Below are 16,268 nucleotides of genomic sequence, written 5' to 3'. Positions count from 1 at the left end.
GGTTCCGGGGCCATTCGATGGCGTGCCGTACGGACCGTCCGCCGCACCGTACGTAACCGGCGAACCGGATTCCCTGACTCCGGTACGGCCGTACCGGCGGTCCGCGATTGGCGGGAAATCGACGGTTGAATCCCGCCTTCACGCTCTCCGGCGCCGCTTCGGACGCCCCGGCCCCCGGACACCGAAAGGAGTTCGCGGCGACGGATTGCCCCATCACCCCTGTGGTTTGTCTGTGTTGTTGCTTTCCGTGGCTCTTTGTTCCCCACCGACAGCCCTTTGTGGTGGGGCTGTTACACGCTTGTGCCGGTATTGCACACGGCCCGACTTTCAAAGACGGGAGTGAGCCTGAAATAGTTCCCCACGATGTTCGCCATCCCTAGACTCCCTGCGATGGGGGAAACTCGGGGGACAACAAGTGGGGCATGGAGTGCCGGAACTCGTACTGGAATTGAACGGAAGGACCTGGACGCTCGACCCGTCCAGGTCGTACACCCTCGGCCGCGATCCACAGGGCGACCTCGTGATCGACGACGCGCGGGTCTCGTGGCGCCACGCCACCCTGAGGTGGGGAGGCCGTGGCTGGGTCATTGAGGACCATGGCAGCACCAACGGCACCTATGTACAGGGCCGGCGCATTCAGCAGATGGAGATAGCCGCCGGCTCCGCCGTCCATCTCGGCAACGCCACCGACGGCCCTCGCGTCAGTCTCACCGGCGCGGGAGTCGGTGCGGGCGCGGGGGCGTACAGCGCGCAGAGCGCGGCATCCCAGCAGGCGGCACCTCAGCAGGCGGGGGCCCAGCAGGCACCGGCCCCGCAGAGCTGGCAGCAGCCCCAGCAGCAGGCCGCCCCGCCGCAGCAGCAGGGCTGGCAGCAGGCGCCGCAGGCACAGGCGGCCCCCGTACCCCAGCAGGTACAGGCCCCTGCGCCCCACTACGCGCAGCAGGCGCCTCCGTCACAGAAGCCGCAGCAGCCCCAGCAATCACGGCAGCCGCAGGGCGGTGGCGCGGGCGGCGAGGCGGGGGCCCCGTCCGCGCACGGGGACCGCAGCCCGACCACCTTCCACCAGTTCTCCCTCGGCCGTGTGATGCGCATCGGCCGTGCGCTGGAGAACGAACTGGTCGTCTCGGACCTCCAGGTCTCGCGTCACCACGCCGAGTTCACGGCGACGCCCGACGGCCGTTTCGAGATCCACGACCTCGGATCCCACAACGGCACGTACGTCAACGGTCAGCCGATCGCCAAGTCCGGCACCGTGCTCCTCGGCCCCAACGACATCGTCGGTGTCGGTCACTCCACCTTCCGGCTGGTCGGGGACCGGCTGGAGGAGTTCGTCGACACCGGTGAGGTCTCCTTCTCGGCCCGCCACCTCACGGTGACGGTCGACGGCGGCAAGCAGATCCTCAAGGACGTCTCCTTCGGCGTCCCCGAGAAGTCGCTCATCGCCGTCATCGGCCCCTCGGGCTCCGGCAAGTCCACGCTGCTCAAGGCGCTCACGGGCTACCGCCCCGCCGACCAGGGCGATGTCCTCTACGACAACCGGAACCTGTACAAGCAGTTCGCCGAGCTGCGCCAGCGCATCGGTCTCGTTCCGCAGGACGACATCCTGCACAAGGAGCTGACCGTCAAGAAGGCGCTCAAGTACGCGGCCAAGCTCCGCTTCCCCGGCGACACCGCCGAGGCCGAGCGCGAGGCCCGGATCGGCGAGGTGCTGGGCGAGCTGAAGCTCGACATCCACAAGGACAAGAAGATCACCTCGCTCTCCGGTGGTCAGCGCAAGCGCGTCTCCGTGGCCCTGGAGCTGCTCACCAAGCCGTCGCTGATCTTCCTGGACGAGCCGACCTCCGGCCTCGACCCGGGCATGGACCGCGATGTCATGCAGCTTCTGCGCGGGCTCGCCGACGACGGCCGTACGGTCCTGGTGGTCACCCACTCCGTGGCCGAGCTGGGCATCTGCGACAAGCTGCTCGTGATGGCCCCCGGCGGCTCCGTGGCGTACTTCGGCCCGCCGGAGGAAGCGCTCAACTTCTTCGGCTACAGCACCTGGGCCGATGTCTTCTCGGCCTTCGAGAACTACCGCGACTACGACTGGGCGGGCCGCTGGCGCGGGTCGCAGCACTACCAGATGTACGCCGCGGACATCGACTCCGTCGCCGCCCAGTCCGTCCACATGCCGCCCCCGCAGCAGTTGCGCCCGCCGAAGGCGCAGAGCTGGGGCTCCCAGCTCTGGACGCTGATCCGCCGCTACTCCTCGGTGATCGCCTCCGACAAGGGCTTCATGGGGCTGATGCTGATCCTGCCCGCCGTGCTCGGGGTGGTCAGCGTCGTGATCCCGGCCAAGTTCGGCCTCGGGCCGCCCGAGGCGCCGACCCGGTTCAACGGCGCCGCGGGCACGATCATGCTGATCCTCACGGTCGGCATGTGCTTCTCGGGCGCGGCCAACTCCGTTCGTGAACTGATCAAGGAGAGGGTGATCTACGAACGGGAACGGGCCACCGGCCTCTCCCGCTCCGCCTATCTGATGTCCAAGGTGATCACACTCGGTGTGATCACGGCCTTCCAGGGCGTCATCATCTGCGGTATCGGCTTCGCGCCCCGCGTGCTGCCCGAAGAGGGCCTGATCATGCCGCCGGCCGTCGAGATCTGCCTGGTCGTGATCGCCCTCGGCTTCACCTCGATGATGTTCGGCCTGGTCATCTCCTCGCTGGTGAAGACCGCCGAGAAGACGATGCCGCTGCTCGTCATGTTCGCGATCGTCCAGGTCGTGTTCACGGGCGTCCTCTTCCAGCTCTACGACTCGCCGGGCCTGGAACAGCTCGCCTGGCTGATGCCGTCCCGCTGGGCCATCGCCGGCGCGGGCACCACCCTGGACCTCTCGCACCTGATGGCGCCGTGGGACGTCAACGACCCGACGAACCTGGACCCGCTGTGGGAGCACGCGGCGGGCCAGTGGGTCCTGAACATCTCGGTCCTGCTGCTGATCGGGGTCGTCTGCGGCTTCGCGGTCGCGCGGCTGCTGCGCCGCCACGAGCCCGAGGTCATGCGCAAGTGACGCCGGACCGCGACCCGGCCTGAGGCGCCGGATCCGTACGTGACGTGCCCGTACGTACGGAACGCTGTACGTACGGAACGCGCCGGAGGGCGGCACCCCCGCAGTGGGGGTGCCGCCCTCCGGCGTTCGTTCACACGGCTGCCCGGATCGCTCCGGACGGGTCCGTGACGGTCAGTACGCGCTGTTGACGTTGTCCATCGAGCCGTACTTGTCCGCGGCGTAGTTGCACGCGGCCACGATGTTCGAGACCGGGTTGTAGATGTTGTTGGGCGTTCCCTTGACGTGGTACGCCTTGAAGGTCGGCGGGATCACCTGCAGCAGCCCCTTCGAGGGGATGCCGTTCTGGGCGTTGATGTCCCAGTTGTTGATCGCGTTCGGGTTACCGCTCGACTCACGGATGATGTTGCGGTGGATCCCGTTGTAGCTGCCCGGGATGCCGTGCTTCTTCATGATGGCCAGCGACTCACGGATCCAGCCGTCCAGGTTGTTCGCGTAGACCGGCTTGCGCACGGTCGAGCGGCTGGCGGACGTGGTCTTGGCGCGCTTCTTCGCCTCGGCCTTGGCCTTCGCCTTGGCGGCGGCCTTGGCCTTGGCGGCGGCCTTCGCCTTCGCCTCGGCCTTCTCCTTCGCGGCGGACTTGGCCTTGGACTCGGAGTCCGACTTCGAGATGCCGGTGTTCTGGACCTGGGCCACGCCGTCGAGGGCGTTGGTGTGCTGCTTGGCGACGATCGAGTGCACGGTCGATGCCTGGGTGCTGTCCGTCGCCGACGTCCACGCCACCTGAGTGGCGGCGGAGGACTTGGCCTGGGCCTCGGGCTTGGCCTCGGCGGCGCCGTGGCCCCCGGGGACGAGGGTGAACGTCAGAGCCGCGGCTCCGGCGGCTGCGACGCCGGCGATCGATGCCCTGTGGGTCTTGTTCAGACGGCTGAGGCCAGGGGTGCGTGACGAGAACATAGAGACGTACCTCTTCGAATAGCGGGAGTCGCGGAGGCCGGACGGCCAGCCATCTCGGCGGCGACGTCGGCAATTGTTAGCGGCCGCAAAATGCCCTGGCAAAGGTGTGACGTACGACCCCGGATAGTGCGAAGGGGCGCCTGGAAGGCGCCCCAATGTCCGGTTATGCCATGCTCACGCGGCCTTTATCCGTCGACTAATCCCGCTCGTAAGTGACCTGCGTCCTATGCCGGGGCTCACATCGGGCCCCCCTCGGCATGACCCCGTGTTGCTCCAGCAATTCAAGGAGTGAGCGTTTTTCCGGGCAGGACGAGATGGACGTCCCCGAACTCGTGCCAGAGGTAGCGGCAGCGCAGCGCCGCCTCGTATCCCCTGGTCAGCGCCGCCCGCCCGGCGATCGCCTCCAGCATCAGCAGATGCGAGGCCGCGGGCTCGTGCAGCCCGGTCAGCAGCCCGTCCACCACGCGCACCCCGCGCCGGGGCGTCACCACCAGGTCCGTCCAGCCGGACGACGCCCGCACCACCCCGTCCGGGCCCGCCGCCGACTCCAGGGCGCGCACCGCCGTCGTACCGACCGCGACGACCGCGCCGCCCGCCGCAGCGGCGGCGTTCACCAGCCGCGCCGTCGGCTCCGGCACCGCGAAGCGCTCCGGGTACGGCGGCTCGTGCGCCTCCGCCGACGCCACCCCCGTGTGCAGGACCAGCGGCGCGAACTGCACGCCCCGGCTCACCAGCTCCGCGACCAGCCCCGCCGTGAAGGGCCGCCCCGCGCTCGGCATCTCCGCCGAGCCCCGGCCGTCGGGGGAGGGGAGCGCGAAGACCGTCTGGTACGCGGAGAGCGGCTGATCCCGCTCCGTGTACCCGTACCGGATGGGCCGGCCGCGGCGCCCCAGCAGCCCCGGCACATCGGTGTCCGGGGTCCGCGCCCACCAGAGCCTGGCCCCCGCCGGGTCCAGCGGCTCCTCCAGGACGAGCCGGCCCCCGTCCGGCAGCCGTACGACCGCGCCCACCGGGCCACCGGGCCGGGGCAGCGTCGTCCCGGCCCCCGCTCCCGCCCCGGCCCCCGCTCGGTCTAGGGCCCCCGCTCGGTCTACGGCTCCCGCCCCCGCTCCGGTCCTCGTCCCGGCTCCCGCCCCCGTTCCGGCCGGGCCGCGTGGCGTCCGCAGCTCGACCGCCCACCTGCCGTCGTCACCCCGCGTCGAGAAGTGCACGACCACCCGTTCACCGCCCGGATCGGGCCCGATCCGCCCGTCCACCGCCGCGGGCAGCGTCGCCGACGTGTTGACCACCAGGACGTCCCCGGCCCGCAGCAGCCCCGGCAGCTCCCGGAAGGCGTGGTGGCTCACCCGCGTCCCCCGGGACACCAGCAGCCGTACATCGTCCCGGCCCGCCCCGCGCTGCTCCGCCGGAACCCGCGCCGACAGCTCCTCGGGCACGTCCGGCATCCGTGCCGACAGCTCGCCGGGAGCGTCCGGCATCCTCATGCCGTCGCCTCCAGCAGCGCGGGCGCCGCGTACCGGCCGCTCGCCGGCCGCCGGTCCAGCAGCCGCAGGAAGCCGGGCACCACCGTCCCGGGCGCGGGACGCGGATCCGTGTCGTCCGGCACGGCCGCCGCGTACAGATCCGTCCCCATGTCCCCCGGATCGACCGCCCACACCCGCAGCCCCGGCTCCTCGACCGCCAGCACGGCCGCGAGGTGGTCCAGCGCCGCCTTGGACGCCCCGTACCCGCCCCAGGTCTCGTACGCCTCCGCCGCCGCGTCCGAGCTGACCGCGATCACCGCGCCCGCCGCGCTCTCCCGCAGCAGCGGCAGCGCCTCCTGCACCAGCCCGAGCGCCGCCACCACATTGGTCTCCAGCGCGGCCCGCAGCCCCGCCGGCGGCAGCGCGTCCAGCCGTACCAGCGGCTCCGCGCCCAGTGCGCTGGCGTTGCTCACCAGCAGGTCCAGCGAGCCGAGCCCCGCCGCGGCGGCCACCAGCTCCGCCCGGTGCGTGGCGTCCGTCACATCCCCGGCGAGCGCCACCACCCGCGTCCCGTGAGCCCCGGCCGCGCGGGCCGTCCCCTCCAGTACGTGCGCGGTCCTGGCGTCCAGCACCAGATCCCAGCCGCGCCGCGCCAGCGCCTCGGCCAGTGCGCGCCCCAGCCCCTTCGATGCCCCCGTGATGACCGCTACCGGCATGACGTCCGCTCCTCCGCGTCGGCGTTCCCGGTCACCGGTCACCCGCCTGCCGTGACTCCGTGACTCCGCGGCGCCGTGACCCTGTGACTCTGTGACTCTGTGACACGTCCAACGTAGGAACGCCCCCGCCCCCACCGCCTCGTGCGCGGGCCCGGACCCACGCGGGCACTTCGCCCTAGGCCGGGGCGCCGGGGACCTAGGCCGGGGCGCCCGGGTCCTAGTCCCAAGGGCCCCGGCCGCGGACCGTCCCCGGGCCGATACGCCGCGTACCGGCCCGGGGATACGGTGGCCACATGAGCCACCGACCCAGCTCCGGCCTCGCCGCCGTGAGCACCGCACTCCTCGCCATGAGCAGGCGTCTGGAGGTGCACGACGTCCTCAAGACGATCGTCGTCTCCGCCCGGGAGCTGCTCGACGCCGAGTACGCGGCCCTCGGTGTGCCGGACGACCACGGCGGCTTCGCCCAGTTCGTCGTCGACGGCGTCAGCGACGAACAGTGGAAGGCCATCGGCCCGCTCCCGCGCCAGCACGGCATCCTCGCCGCGATGCTCCACGAGGAGAAGGCCGAGCGCCTCGCCGACGTACGACAGGACCCCCGCTTCGAGGGCTGGCCCTCCGCCCACCCCGACATGTCCGACTTCCTGGGCCTGCCGGTCAGGGACGGCGACGAGACCATCGCCGCGCTCTTCCTCGCCAACAAACGCTGCCCCAAGCCGGACGGCGGCTGCGGATTCACCGAGGAGGACGAGGAACTCCTCTCGATCCTCGCCCAGCACGCCGCGATCGCCCTGACCAACGCCCGGCTCTACGAGCGCAGCCGCGAACTCACCATCGTCGAGGAACGCTCCCGCCTCGCCCACGAGCTGCACGATGCCGTCAGCCAGAAGCTCTTCTCCCTGCGGCTCACCGCCCAGGCCGCCGCCGCCCTCGTCGACCGCGACCCCGCCCGCGCCAAGGACGAGCTCCAGCAGGTCGCCGCCCTCGCCGCGGAGGCCGCCGACGAGCTGCGCGCCGCCGTGGTCGAGCTGCGCCCCGCCGCCCTGGACGAGGACGGCCTGGTCGCCACGCTCCGCACCCAGATCCAGGTGCTCGACCGCGCCCACGCCGCCCGGGTCACCTTCGACAGCTCGGCGGTACGTGCGCTGCCCGCCGCCCAGGAGGAGGCGCTGCTGCGCGTGGCCCAGGAGGCCCTGCACAACGCGCTGCGCCACTCCGGCGGCGACCGCGTCGACGTCACGCTCGCCCGCCGCGCCCAGGGCGCGGTCCTCAGCGTCACCGACAACGGCAAGGGCTTCGAGCCCCGTGTGATCCGCCGGGCCGGGCGCCACCTCGGACTGGTCTCGATGCGGGACCGGGCCAGCGGAGTGGGCGGCAGACTCCGGGTGCAATCGGCGCCCGGACGGGGCACCACGATCGAGATGGAGGTGCCCGGTGGCTGAAGACGACAAGGGCGGCGCGCAGGGCTTCGACGGCAGGGCGGGGGCAGGCGACGGGCGGGCCATCCGCGTACTGCTGGTCGACGACCACCAGGTGGTACGGCGCGGACTCCGTACGTTCCTGGAGATCCAGCCCGACATCGAGGTCGTGGGGGAGGCGTCCGACGGCGCCGAGGGCGTCGCCCGCACCGAGGAGCTGCGCCCCGATGTCGTCCTGATGGACATCAAGATGCCCGGCTCGGACGGGATCGAGGCGCTGCGCAGGCTCCGCGACCTCGGCAACCCGGCCCGGGTGCTGATCGTCACCAGCTTCACGGAGCAGCGCACCGTCGTCCCCGCGCTGCGCGCAGGGGCCTCCGGCTATGTCTACAAGGACGTCGACCCCGAGGCGCTGGCCGGGGCGATCCGCTCCGTCCACGCGGGGCACGTCCTGCTCCAGCCCGAGGTGGCGGGCGCGCTGCTGGCCCAGGACGACCCGGCCATGGGCCAGGGGAGGGGCACGTCGCTCACCGAACGGGAGCGCGAGGTGCTCACCCTCATCGCCGACGGGCGTTCCAACCGGGAGATCGCCCGCGCGCTGGTGCTCTCCGAGAAGACGGTCAAGACGCATGTGTCGAACATCCTGATGAAGCTGGACCTCTCGGACCGTACGCAGGCGGCGCTGTGGGCCGTACGTCACGGGGTGACCGGCTGATACGGCGCTACCGGCGGGCCCGGCGCAAAAAACGGAAGGTCATCTTCCGATCTGAGATTCATACTGTCGGGTGTATGTCACCCACACGGCGCATCCTGAGCGCCGGTCGCGCGTTCTCCAAGGCGTGCCGCCGCATACCGCCGCGGCTGTTGATCACGCGATTAAGGAACACCCCATGAAGGTTGCCAAGAAGGCCGCCCTGGTCCTCGTCACCGCCGGACTCGCCGCGGGCGCCTCCGCCGGCGCCGCGTTCGCCACCGAGGGGGGCGCCCACGCCGACGGCCTGGCCCAGCACTCCCCGGGCGTCGGCTCCGGCAACGCCGTCCAGGTCCCGGTGCACATCCCGGTGAACCTCACCGGCAACACGGTCACCGTGATCGGCCTGCTGAACCCGGCATTCGGCAACCACGCGGTTAATTTCTAGGGCTCGGTTCGCCTCCGGGGCGCTTTATGCCGCTGTCGACGGTCGACCGTGCTCGGTTCGTTCGTTCCTCACGAACCTGCGCGCGCTCTCCCTTTCGACAGCGGCGCGCCCCTTCGGCTCACTCGCCGGCCTGGCGCGCAGTCGGGCCGATGATCCGGTGCTGGAGCCTCCCCGCTCGGCGCGCTTGCCCAGCGGGGAGGCGTCGGCCCCGGGTGTGTCAGACGCCCGCGCCGGGGCCGTTCCGCTCCCGCTCCTCCACGTACGCGTTGTACGACGCCACCTGCGCCCGCCGCGCGAACCGCTCCACCGGCCGCAGCGCCTCACCCCGCGCCGCCATCTCCGACGCGCTCACCGCGCCCCCGTGCCCGTGCTGGTACGCCAGCTCGATCATCAGCCCCACCCGCTGCGCCTGCTCCAGCACCCGCACGGCCCGCTGCGGATAACCCGGGGCCAGCACCTCGCGCCCCGCCTCGGCCCGTGCCCGGTACGCGTCCACGATCGCCTCGGCCACCGGCCCCGACGCCGCCACGTCCAGCCCGGACAGCACCTCCGCCGCCTCCCGCAGCGCCTCCGACAGCTCCCGCTCCGCCTCCCCGAGCGAGGGCACGTCCGCCGGCGGGGCCTCCCGTACCGGCAGACAGTGCCAGAGGACCTCGACATGACGGTCGCCCTCGGGACCCACCGCGGACACCTCGGGCACCAGCCCGTACGGCGCCCCCACGGCGATCACGGCCTCCTCCGCCTCCAGGGCGCGGGCATTGAACTCCGGCGGTCCGCACAGCCCCAGCGGATGCCCCGGGGCGGGCAGCGCGACCCGGTACCCGGTCACCCCGAGCGACCGCAGCCGCCCCAGCGCCAGCGTCAGCCCCACGGGCGCCGTCTCGCCCGGCAGCCCCTCCACCCGGTGCAGCGCGTCCTCGCCGACCACGGCGAGCACCGCGTCGTCCGGCGATACAAATCCGGCCAACAGGGCATTTCCCCAAGCGGCCAGTAGTCCTGAGCGTGGTTGCGAAAGCATGGTCACAGCCTAGGTAACAGACCTCACGGCCGGACCACTCGACCGGTGGCGTAGGTTTTCCCTGGGGGTCCGCGTCTACAGGCGCACCCGAAACCTCAAGACGATTGCATGGGGAGACAACGCGCTCATGAGCGATGTACTGGAGCTGGTGGACGTAACCGTGGTCCGCGACGGACGCGCTCTGGTGGACGATGTCTCCTGGTCGGTCAAGGAGGGGGAGCGCTGGGTCATCCTCGGCCCCAACGGCGCGGGCAAGACCACCCTGCTCAACCTCGCCTCCAGCTACCTCTTCCCGACCACCGGCCAGGTCCGGATCCTCGGCGAGAAGCTCGGCGAGGTCGACGTCTTCGAACTGCGCCCGCGGATCGGCGTGGCGGGCATCGCCATGTCCGAGAAGCTGCCCAAGCGCCAGACCGTCCTCCAGACCGTCCTCACGGCCGCGTACGGCATGACCGCCACCTGGAACGAGGACTACGACGAGGTCGACGAGCGGCGCGCCCGCGCCTTCCTCGACCGGCTCGGCATGACCGACTACCTGGACCGCAAGTTCGGGACACTCTCCGAAGGCGAGCGCAAGCGCACCCTCATCGCCCGCGCGATGATGACCGACCCCGAGCTCCTCCTCCTCGACGAGCCCGCGGCCGGCCTCGACCTCGGAGGCCGTGAGGACCTCGTACGCCGCCTCGGCCGTCTCGCCCGCGACCCGTACGCCCCCTCCATGATCATGGTCACCCACCATGTCGAGGAGATCGCGCCCGGCTTCACCCACGTCCTCATGATCCGCCAGGGCAAGGTGCTCGCCGCCGGCCCCATGGAGACCGAGCTGACCTCCCGCAACCTCTCGCTCTGCTTCGGGCTCCCGCTCGTCGTCGAGCGCACCAACGACCGCTGGACGGCGCACGGTCTGCCCCTCGGCTGAACCTCCGTCATATCGGCGGCCTTCTGACCCGATATCGCCCCTGTCGGGACAGGGACCCGCGCCCCTACCATGACCATGTGGAAATCGACGCGTGGGTGTGGTGGCTGATCGGCGCCGTAGGACTGGGCATTCCCCTCGTCATCACGGCGATGCCCGAGTTCGGCATGTTCTCCGCCGGTGCGGTCGCCGGCGCGATCACCGCGGCCCTCGGCGGCGGCGTGGTGATCCAAGTCCTCGTCTTCGTCGTGGTGTCCGTGGCGCTCGTCGCCGCCGTACGCCCGTACGCCGCCCGGCAGCGCGCCGGATCCAGCCCGGGGTCCGCCACCGGGATCGACGCGTTGAAAGGCCGTCAAGCCGTCGTCCTGGAACGGGTGGACGCCAGAGGCGGCCGGATCAAACTGGCCGGCGAGGTGTGGTCGGCGCGCACCTACGACGAGGCCACCTCCTTCGAACCCGGCCAGCAGGTCGACGTGGTCGAGATCGACGGAGCGACAGCCGTCGTCATGTGAGGCTCAACCCGGGCGAACGGTCACCACGTTCACCTCCGGTCTGAGAAACTGGATCATCAGAACATCCGGCAGAGAAGGGCCCGAGAAACGCGATGCCATCAATCATCATCGTCCTGGTCATCCTGGTGGTGCTTGTATTCATCGCCCTGATCAAGACGATCCAGGTCATCCCGCAGGCAAGCGCCGCCATCGTCGAACGGTTCGGCCGCTACACGCGCACGCTCAACGCGGGCCTGAACATCGTGGTCCCGTTCATCGACTCGATCCGTAACCGGATCGACCTCCGTGAACAGGTCGTCCCCTTCCCGCCCCAACCGGTGATCACCCAGGACAACCTGGTCGTCAATATCGACACCGTCATCTACTACCAGGTCACCGACGCCCGCGCCGCCACGTACGAAGTCGCCAGCTACATCCAGGCGATCGAGCAGCTCACCGTCACCACGCTGCGCAACATCATCGGTGGCATGGACCTGGAGCGCACCCTCACCTCCCGCGAGGAGATCAACGCGGCCCTGCGCGGCGTCCTCGACGAGGCCACCGGCAAGTGGGGCATCCGCGTCAACCGCGTCGAGCTCAAGGCCATCGAGCCGCCCACCTCCATCCAGGACTCGATGGAGAAGCAGATGCGCGCCGACCGTGACAAGCGCGCCGCGATCCTCACCGCCGAAGGTATCCGCCAGTCGCAGATCCTCACCGCGGAGGGCGAGAAGCAGTCCGCGATCCTGCGCGCCGAAGGTGAGGCCAAGGCCGCCGCCCTGCGCGCCGAGGGCGAGGCCCAGGCCATCCGTACGGTCTTCGAGTCCATCCACGCCGGCGACCCCGACCAGAAGCTCCTCGCCTACCAGTACCTCCAGATGCTCCCCAAGATCGCCGAGGGCGACGCCAACAAGCTCTGGATCGTGCCCAGCGAGATCGGCGACGCGCTCAAGGGACTCAGCGGCGCCTTCGACAACCTCGGCGGCGGCATGCCCGGCTTCAACACCGGCAAGGAGCGCAGGCAGGACACCCCGCTCGACTGAACACCCCGCTCGACCGAACACCGCTGCCCTTCGTGCATGATCAATGGTCGGTGCATCCGGCACCGATCAGCACGAAGGGCAGCACACCGTGACCATCTGGGAGATGCTCGCCGTCTTCGCTGCGGGCATCAGCGCGGGGGCCATCAACACCGTCGTCGGCTCCGGCACGCTCATCACCTTCCCCGTCCTGCTGGCGACCGGGCTTCCCCCGGTCACGGCGACCGTCTCCAACGCCCTCGGCCTGATACCCGGTTCGATCAGCGGAGCCATCGGCTACCGCGCCGAACTCACCGGCCAGCGCCCCCGCGTCCTGCGCCTGAGCGTCGCCGCGCTCCTCGGCGGACTGACCGGCGCCACCCTGCTGCTGGTCCTGCCCTCCACGGCCTTCGAGACGGTCGTGCCCGTGCTGGTCACCCTCGCCCTCGTCCTGGTGATCCTCCAGCCCCGGCTCGCCCGCGCCGTCCAGGCCCGCCGCACCCGCAAGGGCACCAGCGCGGGACCCAACGGCGGCCCGCTCCTGTTCGCCGGACTGCTGCTCGCCAGCGTCTACGGCGGCTACTTCACCGCCGCCCAGGGGATCATCTACCTCTCCCTGATGGGCATGCTGCTCGACGACACCCTCCAGCGCCTCAACGCGGTGAAGAACATCCTCTCCGCCGTCGTCAACAGCGTCGCCGCGCTCTTCTTCCTCTTCGTCGCCGAGTTCGACTGGACGGCTGTCGTACTCATCGCGGTCGGTTCGGCCATCGGCGGCCAGCTCGGCGCCAAGTTCGGCCGCAAGCTGCCGCCGGCCGCCCTGCGCGCGCTGGTCGTGACGGTCGGCGTGGTCGCCATCGTCCAGCTTCTGATCCGCAGGTACGGCTGACGGTCACGCGGCGGGCTGTACCTGCACCCCCGCGAGCCACTGCGGCAGCTCGGAGCGCTCACCGACCCGCAGCGACAGCAGCATCGCCTCCGCCGGCGACGGTACGAACGGCGCGTGCAGCAGCGGCATCCCCGCCTGATCCGGCGTACGGTCCGCCTTCCGGTGGTTGTCCTCGGCGCACGAAGCCACCGTATTCAGCCAACTGTCCGCGCCACCCCGGGACCGCGGCACCACATGGTCCACCGTCGTGGCGCGCCGGCCGCAGTACGCGCACCGGTGCTGGTCCCGTATCAGGACCCCACGCCTCGACCACGGAGCTTGTCTTCGGAAGGGCACCCGGACATACCGGCAGAGTCTGATCACCCGCGGCACCGGAAGCTCCACGGCGGCGGCACGCACACGGAGACCGGGATGGGCCTGCTCGACGACGGCCTTGTCCTGGAGCACCAGAACGACCGCACGGTTGAGCGTCACCGTCGACAGCGGCTCGAAGCTCGCATTCAGTACCAGCGTGTCCCGCATCCCGTCCACCTCCCGTGTTTCGCCGCCCGACCCCCTGACATGGCTGACAAGGCGGTGGGCTTGGATCAACTCTGGCCGGGCGCGCCGAGAGGGACAACACAATAAAAAATGCCCTGCCCTGATCTCTCCAAGACCAGGGCAGGGCAAACAAAAAGCAAACGGTCAGCCAGCGGCGGGGGCCGCGTACTCCCCGACGAGCTGGGCGCGCGCCAGCGTGTGGAAACGCAGATTGAACCCGACCACCGCGGGGGAGGCGTCGCTGTCCGGACCGAGCCGCTCACTGTCCACCGCGTACACCGTGAACACATAGCGGTGCGCCGGGTCCCCGGGCGGCGGCGCGGCGCCCCCGAAGTCCTTCGAGCCGTAGTCGTTGCGTGCCTGTACGGCACCCTTGGGCAGCCTCTCGAACGAGCCGCTGCCCGCGGCCACCGGAAGCTCCGTGACCGACGCGGGGATGTCGAAGACCACCCAGTGCCAGAACCCGCTGCCGGTCGGGGCGTCGGGATCGAAGCACGTCACGGCGAAGCTTCCGGTCTCCGCGGGGAAACCCTCCCACCGCAGATGCGGCGAGGTGTTCCCGGCGGCCTGGACCTGGGCGTCCTTCAGGACCGCCCCGGGCGCGACGTCGTCGCTCACCACGGTGAACGACGGCACCTTCGGATGGAAGTCATGAGGGAGCGGCGCCCTCGTCGCCTCGGTCACGTCTGAACCTCCGGATGTCGGCTGTCGTCATGTCGTCTGTCGGCGACCCCGAGCCTAAAGGCTTCGCTCAGAACCAGTTGCGACGGCCACCCACCTCGGCGAGCCACTGGTTCAGATAGGCGGCCCAGTCGGTGCCCTGGAAGTCACCCAGCCCCACCTGGAACGAGCGGAAGGAGTCGCTGCCCTCGGTGAACAGCCCCGGCTTCTTGTCCATCTCCAGGATGACGTCCATCTCGCGGTCGTCCGCGACGAAGGTCAGCTCGACCTGGTTCAGCCCGCGGTACTGCTGCGGCGCGAAGAACTCGATCTCCTGGTAGAACGGCAGCCGCTGCCGCGTCCCGCGGATGTGCCCCTTCTCCATGTCCGCGCTCTTGAAGCGGAAACCGAGGTGGATGAAGGCGTCCAGGATGGCCTGCTGGGCCGGGAGCGGGTGGACGTTGATCGGGTCGAGATCGCTGTTGTCCAGCGCCCGCGCGATGTCCAGCTCCGTGGTCACCCCGATGTTCATGTTGCGCAGCGGCTGCCCGTCGATGGTCGTGACCGGGGTCTCCCACGGGATCTCCAGGCCGAACGGCACCACGTGCACCGCGCCCGCCTCCACCTCGAAGGCGCCGCCGATGCTCTGCCGGGTGAACTCGATGTTCTGCTTGGTCTCCTGGTCGTTTCCCTCCACCTCGACCCGTGCCTGGAGTCCGACGGAGAGCCCCTGGATCCGCTGGTTCACGGAGCCGCCCTCAAGCCGCACCTCACCCTGCACCACTCCGCCGGGCACCACGTTCGACTCGGTCAGCTCGGTCTCGACGGTCGCCCCACCGGCGCCCAGGCTCGCGAGCAGCTTCTTGAAGCCCATATGTCACTCCTACTAAATCCTTCGGGTCCCTGACCCCTACATACGCGATCCGGCCACGGACGGTTCCCCGGTACGCTCGGACGCCATGATGGCGAGCCCCGACCGTATGCCGTTGCCCAGGGACTTCTTCGACCGGGCGGTCCTCGACGTCGCACCCGATCTCCTCGGCCGGACGCTGGTACGGGAGACGGACGACGGCCCCATCGAGCTACGGCTCACAGAAGTGGAGGCGTACGCGGGCGAGGTGGACCCGGGCTCGCACGCCTTCCGGGGCCGCACGCCCCGCAACGCGGTGATGTTCGGCCCGCCCGGTCACGCGTACGTCTACTTCACCTACGGGATGTGGCACTGCCTCAACCTGGTGTGCGGGCCCGAGGGCCGGGCGAGCGGGGTCCTGCTCCGGGCCGGCGAGATCGGCGTGGGCGCGGAACTGGCACGCACCCGTCGCATCTCGGCCCGTCACGACAGAGAACTGGCCAAAGGCCCGGCCCGCCTGGCCACCGCCCTGGACGTGGACCGCGCACTCAACGGCACGGACGTCTGCGCCGGCCCGGACCAGCCCCTGTCGATACTCACCGGCACCCCGGTCACCAAAGACCAGGTCCGCAGCGGTCCCCGTACGGGGGTGGGCGGCGACGGGGCGCCTCACCCCTGGCGCTTCTGGATCGACGGCGACCCCTCGGTCAGCCCTTATCGGGCCCACGCCCCGCGCCGCCGCCGAACTTGACTCCGCTGTTTCGTCCGCCTAACGTGGCCCGAGCCGCTTTCAACGGAGCCTGTTGTTCAGCAGCCTCCGCAGCGGCCACCCACTACACACGATCAAACCCTTACGGGTCTGAGTTTCGGCATGCCGAAATTCTGCGCCCATCGGCTCGATTATGAGCCGGGCGGGGATTCGGTTAAAGTAGTGAGCAGCCGAAAGGCAAAGGGCCAATCCAAAGGCCGTCGGAATTCTGGAAGCGGGAAACACCGCCGAATGAATCTGATAGAGTCGGAAACGCAGGAACGAAGTACAGAACAAAATGAAACACCGAAGGGAAGCGCCCGGAGGAAAGCCCCAGACAATGTTCTGCGGGTGAGTACGAAGGAAGCGTCCGTTCCTTGAGAACTCAACAGCGTGCCAAA

Annotated in this window: 16 protein-coding genes; 9 read left to right on the top strand and 7 right to left on the bottom strand. The window is 70.2% G+C overall.

Going from position 1 to position 16,268, the window contains the following annotated elements; genetic code table 11:
• Positions 1-427 precede the first annotated feature (427 nt).
• Positions 428-3,049, top strand: a complete 2,622-nt coding sequence (locus tag ACIO3P_RS36590) for an FHA domain-containing protein (protein WP_329826286.1) — start codon at positions 428-430, stop codon at positions 3,047-3,049.
• A 171-nt stretch (positions 3,050-3,220) separates the two neighbouring features.
• Here the strand turns inward: ACIO3P_RS36590 and ACIO3P_RS36585 are convergent, their stop codons facing one another.
• The 3 genes from ACIO3P_RS36585 to ACIO3P_RS36575 all read right to left on the bottom strand — a co-directional run bounded on the left by ACIO3P_RS36585 (position 3,221) and on the right by ACIO3P_RS36575 (position 6,182).
• Positions 3,221-4,003 (bottom strand): transglycosylase SLT domain-containing protein, encoded by a 783-nt coding sequence (locus tag ACIO3P_RS36585; RefSeq protein ID WP_329826287.1) that lies wholly within the window; start codon positions 4,001-4,003, stop codon positions 3,221-3,223.
• 281 nt (positions 4,004-4,284) lie between these two features.
• A complete protein-coding gene (locus ACIO3P_RS36580) occupies positions 4,285-5,487 on the bottom strand; it encodes an S-adenosylmethionine:tRNA ribosyltransferase-isomerase (RefSeq protein WP_329826288.1) in 1,203 nt (400 codons plus the stop codon).
• Complete coding sequence (locus tag ACIO3P_RS36575; protein ID WP_329826289.1) at positions 5,484-6,182, bottom strand: SDR family oxidoreductase; 699 nt, start codon at positions 6,180-6,182, stop codon at positions 5,484-5,486. The genes ACIO3P_RS36580 and ACIO3P_RS36575 overlap by 4 nt, the downstream gene beginning before the upstream one ends.
• 293 nt (positions 6,183-6,475) lie before the next feature.
• Here ACIO3P_RS36575 and ACIO3P_RS36570 point away from each other — a divergent pair, with 293 nt between their 5' ends.
• From ACIO3P_RS36570 to ACIO3P_RS36560, 3 genes are all read left to right on the top strand, one after another.
• Positions 6,476-7,621, top strand: a complete 1,146-nt coding sequence (locus ACIO3P_RS36570; protein ID WP_329826290.1) for a GAF domain-containing sensor histidine kinase — start codon at positions 6,476-6,478, stop codon at positions 7,619-7,621.
• A 61-nt stretch (positions 7,622-7,682) separates the two neighbouring features.
• A complete protein-coding gene (locus ACIO3P_RS36565; RefSeq protein WP_329826336.1) occupies positions 7,683-8,312 on the top strand; it encodes a response regulator transcription factor in 630 nt (209 codons plus the stop codon).
• A 175-nt stretch (positions 8,313-8,487) separates the two neighbouring features.
• Entirely contained in the window at positions 8,488-8,736 is a 249-nt protein-coding gene (locus ACIO3P_RS36560) for a chaplin (RefSeq protein WP_329826291.1), read from the top strand.
• Between the two features lie 217 nt (positions 8,737-8,953).
• On the opposite strand, the gene ACIO3P_RS36555 is transcribed toward ACIO3P_RS36560, so the two are convergent.
• Entirely contained in the window at positions 8,954-9,754 is an 801-nt protein-coding gene (locus tag ACIO3P_RS36555; RefSeq protein ID WP_329826292.1) for a hypothetical protein, read from the bottom strand.
• A gap of 127 nt (positions 9,755-9,881) precedes the next feature.
• Between ACIO3P_RS36555 and ACIO3P_RS36550 the strand changes: the two genes are divergently transcribed.
• The 4 genes from ACIO3P_RS36550 (at position 9,882) to ACIO3P_RS36535 (ending at position 13,069) form a co-directional block, all read left to right on the top strand.
• Positions 9,882-10,673 (top strand): ABC transporter ATP-binding protein, encoded by a 792-nt coding sequence (locus ACIO3P_RS36550; RefSeq protein ID WP_329826293.1) that lies wholly within the window; start codon positions 9,882-9,884, stop codon positions 10,671-10,673.
• Positions 10,674-10,750: 77 nt separating this feature from the next.
• Complete coding sequence (locus tag ACIO3P_RS36545; RefSeq protein WP_329826294.1) at positions 10,751-11,182, top strand: NfeD family protein; 432 nt, start codon at positions 10,751-10,753, stop codon at positions 11,180-11,182.
• Positions 11,183-11,274: 92 nt separating this feature from the next.
• On the top strand, positions 11,275-12,204 hold the full coding sequence (locus ACIO3P_RS36540; protein WP_030353811.1) for an SPFH domain-containing protein: 930 nt from the start codon (positions 11,275-11,277) through the stop codon (positions 12,202-12,204).
• Between the two features lie 88 nt (positions 12,205-12,292).
• Positions 12,293-13,069 carry a sulfite exporter TauE/SafE family protein gene (locus ACIO3P_RS36535; protein WP_401850209.1) on the top strand — a complete coding sequence of 259 codons (777 nt, stop codon included), beginning with the start codon at positions 12,293-12,295 and terminating at the stop codon, positions 13,067-13,069.
• A 3-nt stretch (positions 13,070-13,072) separates the two neighbouring features.
• Here the strand turns inward: ACIO3P_RS36535 and ACIO3P_RS36530 are convergent, their stop codons facing one another.
• The 3 genes from ACIO3P_RS36530 to ACIO3P_RS36520 all read right to left on the bottom strand — a co-directional run bounded on the left by ACIO3P_RS36530 (position 13,073) and on the right by ACIO3P_RS36520 (position 15,143).
• Positions 13,073-13,591, bottom strand: coding sequence for an HNH endonuclease (locus tag ACIO3P_RS36530; protein ID WP_329826296.1), 519 nt, complete (start codon positions 13,589-13,591; stop codon positions 13,073-13,075).
• A gap of 162 nt (positions 13,592-13,753) precedes the next feature.
• Positions 13,754-14,293, bottom strand: a complete 540-nt coding sequence (locus ACIO3P_RS36525; protein ID WP_401850207.1) for a YbhB/YbcL family Raf kinase inhibitor-like protein — start codon at positions 14,291-14,293, stop codon at positions 13,754-13,756.
• 67 nt (positions 14,294-14,360) lie between these two features.
• Positions 14,361-15,143, bottom strand: coding sequence for a sporulation protein (locus ACIO3P_RS36520; RefSeq protein ID WP_401850206.1), 783 nt, complete (start codon positions 15,141-15,143; stop codon positions 14,361-14,363).
• An 85-nt stretch (positions 15,144-15,228) separates the two neighbouring features.
• Between ACIO3P_RS36520 and ACIO3P_RS36515 the strand changes: the two genes are divergently transcribed.
• The gene (locus ACIO3P_RS36515; protein WP_329826299.1) at positions 15,229-15,870 is read left to right on the top strand and encodes a DNA-3-methyladenine glycosylase; all 642 of its coding nucleotides are present in this window, start codon (positions 15,229-15,231) and stop codon (positions 15,868-15,870) included.
• Positions 15,871-16,268 lie beyond the last annotated feature (398 nt).

The organism is Streptomyces sp. NPDC087310, assembly GCF_044744405.1.
Lineage (GTDB): Bacteria > Actinomycetota > Actinomycetes > Streptomycetales > Streptomycetaceae > Streptomyces.
This window is presented reverse-complemented; position numbering and strand designations above follow the sequence as displayed.